Here is a 17,729-nt window from a genome sequence, read left to right as displayed (position 1 = left end):
TCGCCGCGCCTCGGGAGGGGTGGTGTCCGCGCTGTGACGCTACGGATGGGACGGCGTGATCGGCGTGTGACACGTGTGACTCGAGTGGTAGTCGGGGTAGCCTGCTAGACATGGCGACCCGCACGTCTTCCCCGGCGCGGGCGCGGAAGTCGGCAGCCAGCAGCCCAGCTTCGGGCCGTTCGGCGGCTGGTGGCCGCTCCCGTCCGTCAGGCGCCCAGAAGCGTGGGCAGAGCGCGAAGCGCAGTGGCACCACCGCTGCGCGCACCGCCACGCCCAAATCGAGCGGCGCCGGTCCCTTCGCGGCCGCCATGCTGGCCCTCGGCAGGGGGCTGATCAAGGTCTGGATCGGGATCGCCCACCTGCTCGGCAGCATGGTCCGCGGCATCGGGCACGGCGCGCGTGACCTCGACCCGGCTCACCGCCGCGACGGCGCCGGACTCACCCTGATCGGTCTGGCGCTAGTAGTAGCCGCCGCGATCTGGTGGGACCTGCCAGGCGTGGTCGGCAAGGGCATCCGCACAGTGGTCGGCGGCAGCGTCGGCATGCTGGGCTGGGCCGTACCAATGATGCTCGTGTTCATCGCGGTCCGCACCATGCGCCACCCGGACCGCAACGGCCCGGCTGGTCGCCAGGTGATCGGCTGGACGTCGGTCTCGCTCGGCGTACTCGGCCTGGTCCACATCGCCAACGGCCTGCCGCGTCCCGGCAACCCGGCCGACGGCAAGCTCCAGGACGCCGGGGGAGCGATCGGTTACTTCGTCTCCTCGTTCCTGTCCGATCTCCTCACGCAGTACGTCTCGGCACCGCTGCTCGTACTGCTGGCGATCTTCGGCGCCCTGGTGGTGACCGGTACTCCGATCTACGCGATCCCGCTGCGCGTGCGCGCCGCGTTCGACGTACTGCTCGGACGCACCGAGATCCCGGCTGACGCGCCGTCCGTGACTGCGCAGGCCGACGACACCGTGCGGCTGTCCCGCAAGGAGCGGCGCGCGAAGGCCGCCCTCGACGAGGACTCCGAGCCGACCGTCAAGCCCTACGACTCGCCGGTGCTCGAAGGCCGCGAGATCGCCAAGCGCGGCCGCAAGAAGGCCGCAGCCGTCGAGCCTGAAGAAGACCCGTACGACGTCGATGGCGCCGCTGACACCGAGGCCGAGCCGGCCTGGAAGACCGCGGCAGCCGCGAAGGCGGAGTCGGCCGAGTCGGCCCCTGAGCCGCCGCCGCACGCGCCGATCCCGCAGCGGGTGGAGCAGCTCAGCCTGTCCGGTGACATCACCTACACGCTGCCCGACGGCCAGATGCTCAAGCCGGGTTCGGTGCACAAGGCCCGCACGAAGGCCTCCGACGCGGTCGTCGACCGGCTGACCGAGGTGTTCGAGCAGTTCGGCATCGACGCCCAGGTGACCGGCTACACGCGCGGCCCGACAGTCACTCGGTACGAGGTCGAGCTGGGCTCGGCCGTCAAGGTCGAGAAGGTCACCGCGCTCAGCAAGAACATCGCCTACGCGGTCGCCAGCGCGGACGTGCGGATCCTGTCGCCGATCCCGGGCAAGTCCGCGATCGGTATCGAGATCCCGAACACCGACAAGGAGATCGTCAGCCTCGGCGACGTGATCCGGTCGGCGACGGCCCGCAACGACCACCACCCGATGGTGGCCGGCCTCGGCAAGGACGTCGAGGGCGGTTTCGTCGTCGCCAACATGGCGAAGATGCCGCACCTGCTCGTCGCCGGTGCGACCGGCTCCGGCAAGTCGTCGTTCGTCAACTCGCTGATCACCTCGATCCTGATGCGCGCGACGCCGGACGAGGTACGGATGGTCCTGGTCGACCCCAAGCGGGTCGAGCTGAACAACTACGAGGGCATCCCGCACCTGATCACGCCGATCATCACGAGCGCGAAGAAGGCCGCCGAGGCGCTGCAGTGGGTCGTTCGCGAGATGGACATGCGCTACGACGACCTCGCGGCGTTCGGTTTCCGGCACGTGGACGACTTCAACAAGGCGGTCAAGTCGGGCAAGGTCAAGCCGCCGCCCGGCAGCGAACGCGTGCTCACGCCGTACCCGTACCTGCTGGTGATCGTCGACGAGCTGGCCGACCTGATGATGGTCGCGCCGCGCGACGTGGAGGACTCGATCGTCCGCATCACCCAGCTCGCGCGGGCCGCCGGCATCCACCTGGTACTGGCCACCCAGCGGCCCTCGGTCGACGTGGTGACCGGCCTGATCAAGGCGAACGTGCCGTCCCGGCTGGCCTTCTCGACCTCGTCGCTGGCCGACAGCCGGGTCATCCTGGACCAGCCCGGCGCGGAGAAGCTGGTCGGCCAGGGTGACGGGCTGTTCCTGCCGATGGGCGCGAGCAAGCCGATGCGGATCCAGGGTGCCTGGGTCACCGAGAACGAGATCCGTGCGGTCGTCGAGCACTGCAAGGCGCAGCTGCAGCCGACGTACCGCGAGGATCTGATCGCGCCGACCGGTCCGAGCAAGGACCTGGACGACGAGATCGGGGACGACCTCGACCTGGTCGTCCAGGCGGCCGAGCTGATCGTTTCCACCCAGTTCGGCTCGACGTCGATGCTGCAACGTAAGCTCCGGGTCGGTTTCGCCAAGGCGGGCCGGCTGATGGACATCCTGGAAAGCCGGGGTGTGGTCGGGCCGAGCGAAGGTTCCAAGGCCCGTGACGTACTGGTGAAACCGGACGACCTAGAGGACTTCGTCGCCACATTGCGAGGAGAGTGACCCGTGACCGCCCATACCGCGATGCCCCGGTCTGAGCAGCACGCTGTCGACACCGATCCAGTCACCCACGAGTTCACCGTCCGTGCCTCCCAGAAGGTGCACGGAGCCCTGGCCGCCGGCGCCGGCCTGGTCGCGATCGGCTTCGCGACCTCGGCGTCGACCAGCCCCACCGGCGTACTGCGCTGGATCGCCGCCGCGGCTTTCGCCGTGCTCGCGGTGATCTGCGCTCGGGCGCTGACCGTCGGCGCGATGCTGGTCGCCGACGACGTCGGTATCCGGCTGCGGATCCGGAACGAGTGGATCGGCACCCGGTGGGAGGAGATCGAGGAGGTCACCGTGCTCAAGCGACGGCACCTGCTCGACGACGGCCGGATCGCGGTGCACCTGCTCGACCCCGGACCGGTGCTCGGCGAGATGCCGGCCGCGACTCGCAAGGTCACTGATGCCAACCGACGGCTGACCGGGACATCGCTCGCGGTACCGTTCGGGTTGACGGCCAAGCCGTCGAACGGGGAAGTGGTACAGGCTCTGCACATGCTGGCGGACACCAGGTGTCCGGTCAGGGAACAACTCTGAGCCTTGCGTGACCCCGTCGTGCCCAGGCCGTTGACTGTGTGAAGTCGGCGGATCTGGGAACTCAACTTAGACGGTGGAGAAAGGTGGTGGGCGTGAGCATCGGCAGCGCGCTCACGGCGGCCCGCGAACGGGCTGACATGACGATCGAGCAGCTGAGCGCGTCCACCCGGATCAGATCCGGGCTGCTCACCGCCATGGAGGCCGACGACTTCTCCCGTTGCGGCGGCAACTTCTATGCCCGCGGCCACATCCGGGCGATCGCCCGCGTGGTGAAGGCTGACCCGGAAGTCCTGCTGGCGAAGTTCGACGAGACGCACCCGGCCCCGCAACCGGATCGCAACCGCCGCGAGGAGCGAGCGAACTCCAAGCGCCCGACCCTGCATCCCGCCCGCCCGCGCTGGGCAGTCGTCCTGGGCGCGATCCTGGTCGGCCTGATGGGCTGGGGGATGGTGCGACTGTTCACCCTGCCCAGCGACGTTGAGGCCAACGCCTCCAAGACGGCTCCCACTGTTGCGGTGACCACCCCGGCTCCCAAGCCGCCGGCCAAGCCCACACTGAAGCCGACCACACCGGCGAAGCCCGCCAAGCCCGCTGTTCCCGCCAAGACCAAGCTCACCCTGACAGCCCGCGGCGACGGCTCCTACGTCACCATCCGCGACGCCAAGGGCCTCAAGCTCTTCCAGGGCCTGCTCGGCCCCGGCTCCACGCAAACCGTCACCTACAAAGGCGAAATCCGCGTCTCCCTGGAAAACGGCGGCAACATCACCGTCTTCATCAACGGCACCAAATCCACGCCACCCGCCAAACGCTTCACCATCACCCCCACCGGCAAAATCGCCAACCCCGAGGACTAACACCCTCTCTGCACGCCGCATGCCCACGCGGCTCCTGCGTCGCCGCTCCCCACCTCCCAGCCACCTCGCTTCTCCGTCGGTCGTCCGCTGCCATTGAAGGAATGAGCTGACGCACCACCGAGGAAGCCCGGGAAGGAACTGGTCAGCGTCGACTGACCACCGGCCGTGACACCAATGCCGGCTTCGACCCAGTACCGAAGGCAGTACTCCGATGTCGAACGCCGCGGTCGCCTACAACGCGGCTCGGACTCGGACTTCTTGGTGTGTTCGCGCAGCGGGACGTCGAACAGTTGGCTCACGCTTGCGACGCCGGGCGGCTGGCAGCGGCCAGACCAGCCACAGGATCGAGGTCAGTAGTGCGGACCGCTATCTGACACACAACCCACTTCCATCGGCACCCTACGGGCTTCCAGTCCAACGAGGTCACCGCTGCATACCCTGCTCTTTCGGTCTGGGTCTGCTGCCCGCGCTGATCAGCCCAGTGCGTCGCCCCTCGACCGCGCGCGTACTCGCGCCCACTCAAGCCCCGGCGTAGTCGTACTTACGTGTTCAGGTTCGCCGCATGGTCTCCGAGGTCGCAAGAACCACGGTGTTGTTGGCTGGCTCGGTGTAGTTGGCCGGCTGATTTCTGTGCGGTAGGTGGAGCAGTCATACTCGGTGGTGATGACTACGACTCCCACCACCGTCGCCCTGGTCACGCTGGGCTGCGCCCGCAACGACGTCGACTCCGAGGAACTGGCCGGCCGGCTCGAGGCCGGAGGTTTCCGGCTTGTCGAGGACGCCGCCGAGGCGGACACCGTGGTGGTGAACACCTGCGGATTCGTCGAGGCCGCCAAGAAAGATTCGGTCGACACTCTGCTGGCTGCTTCCGACTACAAGGACTCCGGTCGCACACAGGCAGTCGTGGCCGTCGGCTGTCTGGCCGAGCGGTACGGCGAGCAGTTGGCCGAGGCGCTCCCTGAGACCGACGCGGTGCTGAGCTTCGATGACTATGCGGACATCTCCGAGAAGCTCCGCTCCATCCTCGCCGGCACCAAGCACGAGCCCCACGTACCCCGTGACCGCCGCAAGCTCCTACCCCTCGCCCCGGCCGACCGCGCGAACGCCCAAGGCGTCTCCCTCCCCGGCCACGGCGACGCAAGCCCCGCCACCGACCCGCGGACCAGCCACAGCGCATCCGCGCTCACCACCGACGGTCAGCGCACCCGTGGCGCAACCGCGTTGACCACCGCCGGGCAGGGGAGCGGCGCAGCCGCGCTGACCACTGACGGACAGAGCAGCGGCGCAACCGCGCTGGCCACTGACGGGCAGGGCGATGCTGCAACTGGGCTCGCCACTCAGGGGTCCGGTTTGAAGGGGCGCACGCTGAAGGCATCCGAGTTGACTATTGATGCTCCGGATCTTGCGTCGGCGCCTGCCAGTGGGCCGCGGGTCGTACGCCGTCGTCTCGACGGTGGGCCGATGGCTCCGTTGAAGCTGGCGTCCGGTTGCGATCGCCGGTGTGCGTTCTGCGCGATCCCCGCCTTCCGTGGTGCGTTCGTGTCCCGTCGCCCGACCGAGGTGATCGGTGAAGCGCACTGGCTCGCTGAGAACGGTGTCCGCGAGGTTTTCCTGGTCTCGGAGAACTCCACCTCGTACGGCAAGGACCTGGGCGATCTGCGCCTGCTGGAAACGCTGGTCGCGGCGATCGCCGAGGTGCCGGGCCTGACCCGCGTGCGGGTCTCGTACCTGCAGCCCGCCGAGATGCGACCCACCCTCATCACGGCGATGGCGTCGACCCCAGGCGTCGTCCCGTACTTCGATCTCTCGTTCCAGCACGCGTCCGGCCCGCTCCTGCGCCGGATGCGCCGCTTCGGTGACTCCGAGCGTTTCCTCGAGTTGATCGCCCAGGTCCGCGCGCAGGCGCCGACCGCCGGCATCCGGAGCAACGTGATCGTCGGCTTCCCGGGGGAGACCGAGGAGGATGTGGACATTCTCTGCGACTTCCTCTCCCGCGCCGGTCTCGACGCGATCGGGGTGTTCGGCTACTCGGACGAGGACGGCACCGAGGCGGAGACCTACGACGGCAAGCTGGACGAGGACACCATCGCGGCCCGGCTGGATCGCGTCACCCGGCTCGCCGAGGACCTGACGTCGGCCCGCGCCGAGGCCCGGATCGGCGAGACCGTCGAACTCCTGATCGAGTCGTTCGACGGCGACACCGCGGAAGGGCGCGCCGCCCACCAGGGCCCGGAGGTCGATGGCTCGACCACGCTGACCGGTTTCCCGGCGGATCTTGCCATCGGCGATCTGGTCACCGCGGACGTCGTCGGGAGCGAGGGAGTCGACCTGATCGCCACGTTCGCCGCGCAGGTAGGCACCCGAGAGGGTGTTCCGGCAGCTAATCTGACCGCGTGACAATCCCGCCGACGAACCCCGTGCCGCGCGCCGCGGCCGGTGCGCTCAGCGCGCCCAGCGCCTGGAATGTGGCGAACGCGCTGACCGTACTGCGGCTCGCCCTGGTGCCGCTGTTCGTCTGGCTGCTGCTCCGCGACGTCGGCGCGAGCGACGGCAACCGGCTGCTCGCCACCGCCGCCTTCGTGGTCGCGATCGTGACCGACCGGTTCGACGGTGACATCGCCCGCCGCTGGAACATGGTCACCAACTTCGGCAAGATCGCCGACCCGATCGCGGACAAGGCGCTCACCGGCGCAGCGTTCATCGGCCTCTCGATCCTCGGCGACCTGCCTTGGTGGGTCACCGTCGTGGTGATGGTGCGCGAATGGGGTGTCACCGCACTTCGCTTCTGGGTGATCCGGCACGGCGTGATGCCGGCCAGCCGTGGCGGCAAGCTGAAGACGGTCCTGCAGGCGATCGCCCTCGGCCTCTACCTCCTTCCCTGGCACTCGCTCGCCGTTCTGCACTGGACCGCAATCGTCTTCATGGGCGCCGCCGTCCTCGTCACCATCGTCACGGGCCTCGACTACGTCGGCCGGGCCCTCCGTCTTCGAGCCGCCGCCAAACACCCTCTGCCATGACCCCGAACCAACCTCCGGCCTCCACCGGGACCAGCACCGGATCCAGCACCGGATCAAGGACCGGATCGAACACCGCAGAGGCCGCGGCTCCGGGCCCAGCTCGTCCTCGGGAGCTGCCGACCCCCGCTGCCGCTGCACCTCCGGACGTGGTCCTGGGGTTGGTAGCGCGGTTGAAACAGCGCGGGGAAACGCTGGCGACGGCCGAGTCCCTGACGGGTGGCCTGGTGGGCGCCGCGCTGACGGATGTGCCCGGCGTGTCAGCCGTCTACCGCGGCGGAGTCGTTGTCTACGCGACTGATCTGAAGGCAACCCTTGCTGGTGTCCCAGAGGATCTCCTGGCCGCTGTAGGCCCGGTACACCCCGACACGGCCGCAGCACTGGCCACCGGCGTACGGGAGCGGCTTGGGGCCACCTATGGGCTTGCCACGACCGGTGTGGCCGGTCCAGAGCCTCAGGCGGGTGTCGCGGCCGGCACGGTCTACGTCGCGGCCGCGGGGCCGGGCGCAGTACGGGTCCGGAAGTTGTCGCTGAAGGGGGACCGGGCAACTGTCCGGCAGGGCAGTGTGCAGGCCGCGCTGGAGTTGGCTGCCGAGTTAGTGGCGGAAGAACTGGCTTGATCGGAGTGTTGAGACCACCATGGGAACAGGTAAGGCAGACTGGCACGGCGCACCGAAGCTGGACATTGCGAGGAGTAGTGACCCGGCAACGGGTACCGTTGGTCCCCACGACCGAGCTACGGTGCGAGTAGGTTCGGTCCGACAGGCGGAAGGGAGAAACCTCATGGTGCTGGTTCGTGGCCTCTTGGGCGACGTCCTGCGGCGTAAGCGACTGCGCCAAGGGCGCACACTGCGCGAGGTGTCCGCCGATGCCCGGGTCAGCCTGGGCTACCTGTCGGAGGTCGAGCGCGGCCAGAAGGAGGCGTCGAGCGAGCTGCTCGCCGCCATCTGCATGGCGCTGGACGTGCCGCTGTCGACGGTCTTCGCCGAGGTGAGCGAGGATCTGGCCCGCGAAGAGGCTCTGGTGCTGGCGCACCCGGTGATCGAGGCCGAGGTCGTAGCCTCCGCAGCCTGAACCATCCAGCTCGCGGGCGGTCATCGTCCGCTCTCCAGCCATGGCGTCATGCTCGGCCAGACGAACTGCAGCGCCCGGATCGGTGGATCACCAGGGCGCCTGAACATCGTGTTCGCCGTGTAGAGATGCGTCGTCGAGTCCGGCAACCGGAGCAGCCGTGGCCGGAAGAGATCGCCGAGATCGTCACCCTCGTCGAACTGCCGCCCGGCGAGCACTGCCTGTGCGAGCGGCTCGAGGTCGCGCGCGACCAGCTCCGGCCGGCAGTTGAACGTGATGAACTCCGGATGCCCGTGCAGGCTCAGCCCGAGCGTGTAGGCGTACGCCGGGTTCCGCCCGCCGTGGTCGCCTTCGACGAACTGCACCGTCCAGCCGTAGCGCTGGATGTTGGCCAGCAGGCGCTGCTCGTACTCAGGACTCGTGATGCCGCCGCACAGATCGCACATGACTCTCTCCTCTCGGACTCGAACAAATGTTCGACTCGACAGGGAAGATATCCGTCTTTCCGCCGGAGCAGCGGTTCATCCACAGGCGGATTTCACTGCTCGGGCTGGCAGTTGGGGCACCAGTAGCTGACCCGCTCCCGGGGCGGCTCCCCGATCGGGGCCGCCAGGATCGTCGTCCGGCACCGGCGGCACGGTTTGCCCGGCCGCTCGAAGACGTACGAGCGCTGGCCAGGCCGATCGACCCCGGTCGTCACTTGGGCGGCATGCCCGAGATTCGCCTTCATCAGCCGACGGCTGAGGTCGACTGCGGCCGCCAGGTCGACCGAGGCCACCGGCCGCCACGGATGGAGGCCGAGCAGGAAGCAGACCTCGGTCCGATAGAAGTTGCCGATTCCGGCCAGGTTTCGCTGGTCCAGTAGCGCTTCGCTGATCGTCCGTTCAGGCTCGGCGGCGAGATTGGCCAGCGCCAGAGCCCGGTCGAAGTCGGGGGACAGCAGATCAGGGCCGAGATGACCGACCACGGTGTCCTCGGCAGCGGTCGCGACCAGCTCCAGCACCGGCAGCCGATACCCCACCGCCAGCCAGCCGGCCGTCTCCAGGACAACGCGCACCTGATGATCGGCGCCGCCTCTCCACGGCTCGCCAGGTCGGTACAGATGCCAACTGCCGTCCATCCGGAGGTGGCTGTGGATCGTCACTCCGGCCGACAACCGCATCAGCAGATGCTTGCCCTTCGCAACGACCTCGAGCACGCTCCGACCGCTGAGATCGGTCGTGGCCAGCGACGGCACCCGGAAGTCGGTGCGCGTCAACTCCTGCCCACCCAGCGCCTGATCGAGCCGCCGACAGGCTCGCCAGACGGTGTCTCCTTCCGGCATGGCTCAGGCCCGCAGCCGCAGACCGCGCGGCGTCGCGTGGAAGCCGGCCTTCGCCAGCGCATCCCCAAAAGCGGTGTGCCGGACCTGCTCGCCGTCCGCGGTCTCCACGCTGAGCTTGCCCAGATGACCGTCCCTGATGGCCAGGGCCAGCGCGTCCACGGCCGGCTGCAGCAGATCCGGATCCTCGGTGAAGCTCAGCACGGTCCGCCCGCCACGCTCGACATAGACGATCAGCCGCCCATCGACGAGCATCACGAGCGCCCCAGCCTTCCGTCCCGGCCGGTGCCCGCCTGCGTTCTCACGCTCGGGCCAGGGCAGGGCAGCGCCATACGGGTTGGCCGGATCAGCAGCTGCCAGTACTACGGCCCGCGCCGCTGGCTGTTCCTTCGACCGGCTGCCACTCGAGCCGACCGTCGGCAACTCGGCCATTGCCCGCAACCGGTCAACGGCACCAGGCAAGGCGAACTGCGCAGCCCCGAGCCCCGCCACGAAGTACCCGCGGCGGCATCGTCCGGACTCCTCGAAAGCACTCAGCACCTTGTAGACCGCGGCGAACCCACCCGGCGTCCGCTCTGTCATGACTGAGCCACGTGTGACGATCCCATAGCGATCGAGCAGCGTCTCCGCTGCCGCGTGGGCGCGCCTAGTCGCGTCTTCGTTGCGCTCCGGCAGCAATGACCATCGGCCGCCCGCCGTCGGTGGACCACTCCGAGCAGGCATCGCGGGCCGCCCGGCTCTCAGCGGACGTCCTGGCCGCGCGCGAGGCGTAGGACGGCGAGTCCGGTGCGCGCCCCGGCCGCCGCCGACCAGAGATCGGACCGGGGCCAGTGTGTCGTTCGTCAGGTGTCCTGCCCAGACGAGATCCCAGAGGATGCCGACGAGCGTCTGGTCGTCGACCACTCCAGCTGTGGCGCCGACGACATCGCTCAGCTGGCGGAAGAAGAACGCGCCGCCACCGGACAACGCGTCCAGCACCGCCTGATGGGTCTCGCCGACCTCGAAGGCTGGATCCGGATCGGGCAGCGTGAGATCGCAGTTGTCCGCCAGATGGAGCGAGACCCAGCCGTCAGTGCCCGGCAGCGAACCAGAACCGGCCCACACGATCTCGCCGGTCGCGGTCAGCTCGTCCAGCATCGACGGCTGATACCCGGGCACCCGCGATGGCAACACGATCGACTCCAGCGCGGACGCTGGCACAGCACATCCCGCCAACTGCTCCACAGCACCCAGCAGTACGTCGTATCCGCGGCCGCGACTGCTCGTAATGCCTTGCCAGGCAGGCAGGAATCGCGCGAGCGCAGCAGGATCGACGGGCTCGACCTCCTTGCGTAGCGCGGCTAGCGACCGGCGGCGCAGCAACCGCAGTACCTCGCTGTCGCACCACTCCATCGCCATCCCGCCCGGCAGGAATTCACCCTCGACCACTCGCCCCGCCGCGGCCAGCCGGCGCAGCGCGTCCGAAACGACAGCGATGCCGATCCCGAGATGGGTCGCTAGATCGATGGCGCGGAAAGGTCCGTGCGTCCGGGCATACCGCGACACCAGATCGCCCAGTGGATCCGCGACCGACTCGGCATGCGCCTCGGCGATCCCCGGCGGCAGCGGTACGCCGAGTGCGTCTCGCAAGCGCGCGACATCCTCCACGACAGCCCATCGGTGCTCACCCGCGACCCGTACCCGGACCACTCGTCGAGCCGCGGCGAGTTCGGTCAACCAGGCCTCGGCGTCCGAGCCGTCTACGCAACGCTGTGATGCCTCCGGCAACGACAGCGGCCCGACGAGTCGCAGTACGTCGAAGAGCCCTTCGCCGTCGCGAGCGCGTCGATCCTCGGCGAGGCGTTGCAGCTCGGCCTCGGTTCGCAGTACGACCTCGGCATCGAGCAGCTCGCGCAATTCGGTGCGGCCGAGCAGCTCGGCCAGCAGGCCTTGATCGAGCGCCAGCGCCGCCGCGCGCTTCTCGGCGAGTGGGGTATCGCCTTCGTACATGAACGCGCCGACGTAGCCGAACAGCAGCGACTTCGCGAAGGGCGAGGCCTCCGGGGTCTCCACCTCGACCACCGAGATCCGGCGCTCACTGATGCCCGTCAGCAGGTCCTTCAGCGCGGACAAGTCATAGACGTCCTGCAGCACCTCGCGCAGCGTCTCCAGCACGATTGGGAACGAGCCGTACTTGCTGGCCACGCTCAACAACTGCGCTGATCGCTGCCGCTGCTGCCACAGAGGTGATCGCTTGCCTGGATTCCTCCGGGGGAGCAGCAACGCCCGCGCGGCACACTCGCGGAAACGTGCGGCGAACAAGGCCGATCCGCCGACCTCCGCCGTGATCAGATCCTCGATCTCCGCCGGATCGAACAGCACCAGATCGGCTCCAGGCGGCGGCTCGTCCGTCTCCGGCAGGCGCAGGACGATGCCGTCGTCGCCAGAGACCGACTGTGCGTCCATGCCGTACCGCTCGCGGAGCCGGGCCGCGATCGCCAAGGCCCACGGGCCATGCACCTGACCGCCGTAAGGAGAGTGGATGCAGACTCGCCAGTCGCCCAGCTCGTCACGGAACCGCTCGACCAGGATCGTGATGTCGTCGGGCACCCGACTGGTGGCTTCACGCTGCTCGGCCAGGTACGCGACCAGGTTGTTGGCGGCGTACTCGTCGAGGCCGGCGTCGCGTGCTCGCTTGATGGCCTTCGCCGGCGGCAACGCGGCCATCGTCCGCACGAAGGCGCCGGTCGCGGCTCCCAGCTCGGCCGGGCGGCCGACCGCGTCGCCCTTCCAGAACGGCAATCGGCCCGGCTGCCCGGGGGCTGGGGAGACCAGCACCCGATCGTGAGTGATGTCCTCTATCCGCCAGCTGGAGGCGCCGAGCGTGAAGACGTCGCCGACCCGGGACTCGTAGACCATCTCCTCGTCGAGCTCGCCGACGCGGTGGTTCGTGGACTCGCCGACCAGGAAAACGCCGAACAGGCCTCGGTCCGGGATCGTGCCACCGCTGGTCACCGCGAGCCGCTGCGCACCTGGCCGGCCCGAGATCTCGCCGCTGACCCGGTCGAACACGATCCGCGGCCGCAGTTCGGCGAACTCGTCCGACGGATAGCGCCCGGACAACATGTCCAGTACGCCGTCGAATGCCGACCGCGGCAGTGTCGCGAACGGAGCACAACGCCGTACCAGTGCGTAGAGCTCGTCCACGTCGATCGGGTCGAGGGCGACGATCGAGACGATCTGCTGAGCTAGTACGTCGAGCGGGTTGGCCGGGATGTGCAGACTCTCGATCAGCCCGTCCCGCATCCGCTGGACCACCACGGCCGTGTCGATGAGGTCGCCGCGGAACTTCGGGAACAGCACACCCCGCGAGATCGCGCCGACCTGGTGACCCGCGCGGCCGACCCGCTGCAGACCGCTCGCGACCGACGGCGGCGCCTCGACCTGGATGACCAGATCGACCGCACCCATGTCGATGCCGAGCTCGAGACTGCTGGTCGCGACCACACAAGGCAGCCGGCCCGACTTCAGATCAGCCTCGATCAGGGCTCGCTGCTCCTTGCTGACCGAACCGTGGTGGGCCCGGGCGATCAACGGGGGAGCGGCCAGCGAAGCGCCCGACTGGGCCATCACCTGGGCCGGCGAACCGGCCTCCGGCAGCTCGAGCTCGGCTCGCTCGGCGGCGATCTCGTTCAGCCGGGCGGTCAGTCGCTCGGCCAGTCGGCGGGAGTTGGAGAAGACGATGGTGGATCTGTGCGCGGCGATCAGGTCGAAGACGTGCTCCTCGACATGTGGCCAGATCGACGCGTGCCGAGGTGGACCGGTGGCCGGCCCGGACGTCTCGACCTCGGTGTTCGCCAGCTCGGCCATGTCCTCGACCGGTACGACGACGCTGAGGTCCCACTGCTTGGTGAACTTCGGCTGGACCACGGTCACGGGCCGCTCGCCGCCGAGGAAACGCGCGACCTCCTCGACCGGCCGGACCGTCGCCGACAGCCCGATCCGCTGGGCGGGCTCGGGCAGCAGCGCATCGAGCCGCTCGAGGGTGAGCGCGAGATGGGCACCGCGCTTCGTACCGGCGACCGCGTGCACCTCGTCGACGATGATCGTCTCGACGCCTCGCAGCGACTCCCTCGCCTGAGAAGTGAGTAGCAGGAACAGCGACTCGGGCGTGGTGATCAGAATGTCGGAAGGCTTGGTGGCGAACCGTCTGCGCTCGTTGGCCGGCGTGTCACCCGAGCGGACGGCGACCTCGACGTCGATCGGCGACTCACCCAGTCGCCGGGCGGTCTCCCGGATCCCGATCAGCGGGGCCCGCAGGTTGCGCTCGACATCGACCGCCAGCGCCTTCAGCGGCGACACGTAGAGCACCCGGCAGCGCAGCTTCGGATCGTCCGGCGGGGGCGTGGTGGCGAGCCGGTCGAGCGCCCAGAGGAAGGCCGCCAGCGTCTTGCCCGAACCAGTCGGGGCGACCACCAGGGCGTCCCGGCCCGCGGTGATCGCGTCCCACGCCTCGAGCTGGGCCGGGGTGGCTGCCTCGAAGACGTCGCCGAACCACGCCCGGGTCGCGGGCGAGAAGCGGCTCAACGCGCTGGATCTCTGCACGGCCACCATCTTGCCCGGCCGCACCGACAGTTTTCGTCTGGACCGTTCCCAGCGGTCGCAGTGTCCCTGTCTTCTGGAATGATCGCCGCATGAAGAACCGCGTGCGCACCGCGCTCGTCATCGTGGCCTGCCTGGTCGGTCTGACCGGCTGCGTGAAGCTCGATGCCGACCTCAAGGTGAATTCCAACGAGACCGTCTCCGGCACGATGCAGATCGGTATCGACAAGCAGTTGCTGACCAGCAGCGGTCAGTCGATCGACGCGATCCGCGAGCAGGTCGAGAAGGGGATCAAGCAGACCGCCACCGAGGGCGTGACCTGCGAGGCCTTCCAGGACGACAAGTACGTCGGATCGAACTGCACCTTCGACAACGTGCCGTTCAGCAAGATGGGGACGTCGACCGGTCAGGGCGTGGGCTTCCGCAAGGACGGCGACAAATTCGTGGTCACGGTCAAGCAGGCGAACCTCGGCAGGAACACTGGCGGTGCCACGCCGGTGGTCAACTTCAAGATCACCATGCCGGGCAAGATCCTCGAGCACGACTCAGGCGCCAAGGTCGACGGCCGCACGGCGACGTACGACAGCCTCGACAAGCTGGGCAACGTGTCGCTGACGTCCGAGGCCGGCAGCAGCTTCCCAACGTGGGCGCTGATCCTGATCATCGTGCTACTGCTGCTCGCGGCGGGTGCCGTGGCCTTCTTCGTACTGCGTGGGCGCAAGGCCAAAGCGCAGCAGTACGGCCAGTACGGGCAGTACCCGGGCCAGCCGCAGCAGGGCCAGTGGGGACCCCAGTACGGCGGCCAGCAGGGCGCACCTGGTCAGTACGGTCCGCCGCAGGGCCAGCCTGGGTACGGGCAGCCCGGTCAATACGGGCAGGGGCAGCCGGGTCAGTACGGTCAGCCGCCGCAGCAGTACGGTCAGCCCGGTCAGGGGCAGTACCCTGGGCAGCCGCAGCCTCCGCAGCAGGGTCAGCCCGGCCAGTGGGGACCGCAGCAGCCGCCACAGGGTCCGCCGCCTCAGCAGGGTCAGGGCGGTTGGGGTCAGCCGCCTCAGGGACCGCCCGCTCAGGGACAGCCTCCGCAGCAGGGGCAAGGTGGCTGGGGCCAGCCGCCGCAGCAGGGCGGACAGCAAGGCGGCTGGAACCGGCCGCCGGACGACGATGGGCAGTAATGAGACTGACGGAGTTCTGGGCCCGGATGGACAGCCATCTGGGCCCTGCCTACTCGCGAACCTGGGCGGAGACCCAGGCGCTGAGTGAGCTCGGCGGCCGCACGGTCGTCGAGGCCCTGTCCGACGGCGAAGCCGCCAAGGCCGTCTGGCGCGCCGTCTGGGCGCACCTCCAACTGCCGGCCAGCGAGCGCTAGCCAGTCGGCGTGCGTTCGCTGGACGGCTAGCTGCCGGCGAGGGTGCGTTCTGGTTCGGGGTCGGCCAGTGCTTCTGTGGGGTCCGGGTCGCGCTTCTGCGCGAGCTTGCTCGGCCACCACAGATGCCGGCCGATGTCGAGGTTGAGCGCCGTCACCAGGACGGACCGGACCACGATGGTGTCCAGCAGCACGCCCAGGGCGACCGCGATGCCGATCTCCGCGAACGCGACCACCGGCATCGTCGCCAGTACTGCGAACGTGCCCGCCAGCACCAGGCCGGCCGAGGTGATCACCCCGCCGGTCGCGGCGACGCCGATCAGCGCGCCGCGTCTGGTGCCGTGCACCTTCGACTCCTCGTGCACCCTGGTCATCAGGAAGATGTTGTAGTCGATGCCTAGGGCAACAAGGAAGACGAAGACGAACAACGGCAGCGAACTGTCCGCGCCCTCGAACCCCAGCAGCTGACTGAACACCAGCGAGCTGATCCCGAGCGCGGCACCGAAGGACAGCACTACGGTTGCCACCAGCAACACCGGCGCCAGCAGCGACCGCAGCAGCAACGCCAGGATGATCAGCACCACCGCGAGCACGGCCGGAATGATGATCTTGTTGTCGTCGGTTGCCGCGCGTTGCGTATCCAGCAGGATCGCGGCACCACCGCCGGCCAGCGCATCGGCCCCGTCGACCGCATGGACGGCCGCCCGCACCCGGTCAACCGTGTCCTTCGCCGCCTCGGTGTCGACCGCATCGGACATGGTGCCCTCGATATACGCAAGGCCACCGGCCGTCTGCGGCTCGGCGACTGAGGCAATGCCCTGCACCGACGACATCGCAGTACGGATCTCTGTAGCGTGATCTGCCTTGCCTACGACGACCAGTGGGTTGCCTGCTCCGGCCGGGAAGTGTGCTGCCACTACCTTCTCGCCGACCACCGAGTCCGGGGTTCCGGTGAAGGACTGCTCGTTCGTCAGCCCGTTGGCGTCAAGTGTGAGCATGCCGAGCGCCGCAGCGCCCAGCAGAACCGTGGTGGTGATCCAGGTGAGCCGAGGCCGTACTGCGATCCTGCGCCCGATCCGGCCCCACACACTCGTCTCTGTGTGATCGTCGGACCCGTACGTCGGCCGGATCGGCCAGAACACCCAGCGGCCGCAGATCACCAGCAGTGCGGGCAGCAGCGTCAGCATGGCGAGCAGCGCGACCACGATGCCGACTGCCGCCACGGGGCCGAGGCCACTGGTCGAGTTCATGGAAGCCAGCAGCAGGCACAACATGCCGGCTACCACTGTGGAGCCGGACGCGAAGATGGCAGGACCGGATCGATGCAGGGCAAAGGCCATCGCCTCATGCCTGTCCTGATGTCGACGGAGCTCCTCCCGGTACCGGGCGACCAGCAGCAGGGCATAGTCGGTCCCGGCGCCGAAGACGAGCACTGTGAGGATGCCTGCGCTCTGGGCGTTCACTGTCAGGTCTGCCTTGGTCGCCAGCAGGTAGATGACGGCCTGTGCGGCGAACAGCGCAACACCTGCCGAGATCAGCGGCAGCAGCCACAGCACTGGGCTTCTGTAGGTGAGCAGCAGGATCACGATCACTACCGCAGCCGCGGAGTACAGCAACTTGCCGTCGATCCCGGCGAACGCCTCCTGGGAGTCGGCAGCGAAGCCGCCAGGCCCGGTCAGGTGGAACGACAGTCCATCAGGTCGCTCGGCGGCGAGCCTGCGGATGTCATCGGCTCTGGCGCCGATCACTTCCCAGCCGCCAGCGCCCGCGTTGATCGGTACCAGGACCTGCAGCGCCTTGCCGTCCTCCGACGGAATCGGCCCGACTACGTCCCGATCGACGTCCTGCAGCTTCCCGTACTCCGCTACGTGGCCGGCGACGGCTTGCTTGTCAGCGTCGGTCAGTCCGGTAGGTCGTTCGTAGACCAGCACGGCGGGGATCTCGTCCGGTGAGGAGAACTGTGCCGTTGCCTTCAGCACCTCGGTGGACTCGGCATTGCCGGGCAACCAGGACACAGCGTCGTTCTCCTGTGCACCAGTCAGCTTGCCGGCTGGGCTGAAGCACACGGCGACCGCCACGATCCACAGCCCGAGCACGATCCACTTAGACACCTTGCCGCACGGCAACGCCGCGAGCCGCCCTGATCCCGCCATTCGCTATCACGCCCCCTGGGGAAGCGCCCGCCCGCCGTACGCCGGGTCGTCGACGACACACCCC

General features: G+C 68.7%; 13 protein-coding genes. 9 read left to right on the top strand and 4 right to left on the bottom strand.

Annotation, left to right across the window (positions count from 1 at the left end):
* Nucleotides 1-110 precede the first annotated feature (110 nt).
* From A3ES_RS0113070 to A3ES_RS0113040, 7 genes are all read left to right on the top strand, one after another.
* A complete protein-coding gene (locus A3ES_RS0113070; RefSeq protein ID WP_026162829.1) occupies nt 111-2,732 on the top strand; it encodes an FtsK/SpoIIIE family DNA translocase in 2,622 nt (873 codons plus the stop codon).
* Nucleotides 2,733-2,735: 3 nt separating this feature from the next.
* Complete coding sequence (locus A3ES_RS0113065; protein WP_020387267.1) at nt 2,736-3,308, top strand: hypothetical protein; 573 nt, start codon at nt 2,736-2,738, stop codon at nt 3,306-3,308.
* Between the two features lie 92 nt (nt 3,309-3,400).
* On the top strand, nt 3,401-4,162 hold the full coding sequence (locus tag A3ES_RS0113060) for a helix-turn-helix domain-containing protein (protein WP_157630483.1): 762 nt from the start codon (nt 3,401-3,403) through the stop codon (nt 4,160-4,162).
* A gap of 663 nt (nt 4,163-4,825) precedes the next feature.
* On the top strand, nt 4,826-6,559 hold the full coding sequence (locus tag A3ES_RS56020; RefSeq protein WP_040454633.1) for a MiaB/RimO family radical SAM methylthiotransferase: 1,734 nt from the start codon (nt 4,826-4,828) through the stop codon (nt 6,557-6,559).
* A complete protein-coding gene (gene pgsA / locus A3ES_RS0113050) occupies nt 6,556-7,179 on the top strand; it encodes a CDP-diacylglycerol--glycerol-3-phosphate 3-phosphatidyltransferase (protein ID WP_026162828.1) in 624 nt (207 codons plus the stop codon). The genes A3ES_RS56020 and pgsA overlap by 4 nt, the downstream gene beginning before the upstream one ends.
* Nucleotides 7,180-7,349: 170 nt before the next feature.
* A complete protein-coding gene (locus tag A3ES_RS0113045) occupies nt 7,350-7,796 on the top strand; it encodes a CinA family protein (protein WP_237744941.1) in 447 nt (148 codons plus the stop codon).
* A gap of 163 nt (nt 7,797-7,959) precedes the next feature.
* Nucleotides 7,960-8,250, top strand: a complete 291-nt coding sequence (locus tag A3ES_RS0113040) for a helix-turn-helix domain-containing protein (protein WP_020387262.1) — start codon at nt 7,960-7,962, stop codon at nt 8,248-8,250.
* 20 nt (nt 8,251-8,270) lie between these two features.
* On the opposite strand, the gene A3ES_RS51230 is transcribed toward A3ES_RS0113040, so the two are convergent.
* The 3 genes from A3ES_RS51230 to A3ES_RS0113025 form a co-directional block, all read right to left on the bottom strand.
* Complete coding sequence (locus A3ES_RS51230) at nt 8,271-8,693, bottom strand: DUF4262 domain-containing protein (RefSeq protein WP_020387261.1); 423 nt, start codon at nt 8,691-8,693, stop codon at nt 8,271-8,273.
* A 92-nt stretch (nt 8,694-8,785) separates the two neighbouring features.
* Complete coding sequence (locus A3ES_RS0113030; RefSeq protein WP_020387260.1) at nt 8,786-9,571, bottom strand: DNA-formamidopyrimidine glycosylase family protein; 786 nt, start codon at nt 9,569-9,571, stop codon at nt 8,786-8,788.
* A 3-nt stretch (nt 9,572-9,574) separates the two neighbouring features.
* On the bottom strand, nt 9,575-14,161 hold the full coding sequence (locus tag A3ES_RS0113025; protein WP_026162827.1) for an ATP-dependent helicase: 4,587 nt from the start codon (nt 14,159-14,161) through the stop codon (nt 9,575-9,577).
* 80 nt (nt 14,162-14,241) lie between these two features.
* On the opposite strand from A3ES_RS0113025, the gene A3ES_RS0113020 reads away from it, so the two are divergent.
* Both A3ES_RS0113020 and A3ES_RS0113015 read left to right on the top strand, forming a co-directional pair.
* On the top strand, nt 14,242-15,321 hold the full coding sequence (locus A3ES_RS0113020) for an LppM family (lipo)protein (RefSeq protein ID WP_020387258.1): 1,080 nt from the start codon (nt 14,242-14,244) through the stop codon (nt 15,319-15,321).
* Nucleotides 15,321-15,515, top strand: coding sequence for a DUF3046 domain-containing protein (locus tag A3ES_RS0113015; RefSeq protein ID WP_020387257.1), 195 nt, complete (start codon nt 15,321-15,323; stop codon nt 15,513-15,515). Before A3ES_RS0113020 ends, A3ES_RS0113015 begins: the two co-directional genes overlap by 1 nt.
* Nucleotides 15,516-15,541: 26 nt before the next feature.
* Here the strand turns inward: A3ES_RS0113015 and A3ES_RS0113010 are convergent, their stop codons facing one another.
* Entirely contained in the window at nt 15,542-17,665 is a 2,124-nt protein-coding gene (locus A3ES_RS0113010; RefSeq protein ID WP_020387256.1) for an MMPL family transporter, read from the bottom strand.
* Between the last annotated feature and the right edge of the window lie 64 nt (nt 17,666-17,729).

The sequence above is a fragment of the Kribbella catacumbae DSM 19601 genome (assembly GCF_000372465.1).
In the GTDB taxonomy this organism is placed as follows: domain Bacteria; phylum Actinomycetota; class Actinomycetes; order Propionibacteriales; family Kribbellaceae; genus Kribbella; species Kribbella catacumbae.
The sequence above is the reverse complement of the archived record's forward strand: the minus strand, read 5'-3'. Positions and strand labels throughout refer to the sequence as shown.

What these genes read in the sequence shown, in the direction of transcription:
- A3ES_RS0113070 (WP_026162829.1), top strand. Translation starts at nt 111, where the DNA reads ATGGCGACCCGCACGTCTTCCCCGGCGCGGGCGCGGAAGTCGGCAGCC.
- A3ES_RS56020 (WP_040454633.1), top strand. Translation starts at nt 4,826, where the DNA reads ATGACTACGACTCCCACCACCGTCGCCCTGGTCACGCTGGGCTGCGCC.
- A3ES_RS0113040 (WP_020387262.1), top strand. Translation starts at nt 7,960, where the DNA reads ATGGTGCTGGTTCGTGGCCTCTTGGGCGACGTCCTGCGGCGTAAGCGA.
- A3ES_RS51230 (WP_020387261.1), bottom strand. Translation starts at nt 8,693, where the DNA reads ATGTGCGATCTGTGCGGCGGCATCACGAGTCCTGAGTACGAGCAGCGC.
- A3ES_RS0113030 (WP_020387260.1), bottom strand. Translation starts at nt 9,571, where the DNA reads ATGCCGGAAGGAGACACCGTCTGGCGAGCCTGTCGGCGGCTCGATCAG.
- A3ES_RS0113025 (WP_026162827.1), bottom strand. Translation starts at nt 14,161, where the DNA reads ATGGTGGCCGTGCAGAGATCCAGCGCGTTGAGCCGCTTCTCGCCCGCG.
- A3ES_RS0113020 (WP_020387258.1), top strand. Translation starts at nt 14,242, where the DNA reads ATGAAGAACCGCGTGCGCACCGCGCTCGTCATCGTGGCCTGCCTGGTC.
- A3ES_RS0113015 (WP_020387257.1), top strand. Translation starts at nt 15,321, where the DNA reads ATGAGACTGACGGAGTTCTGGGCCCGGATGGACAGCCATCTGGGCCCT.
- A3ES_RS0113010 (WP_020387256.1), bottom strand. Translation starts at nt 17,665, where the DNA reads ATGGCGGGATCAGGGCGGCTCGCGGCGTTGCCGTGCGGCAAGGTGTCT.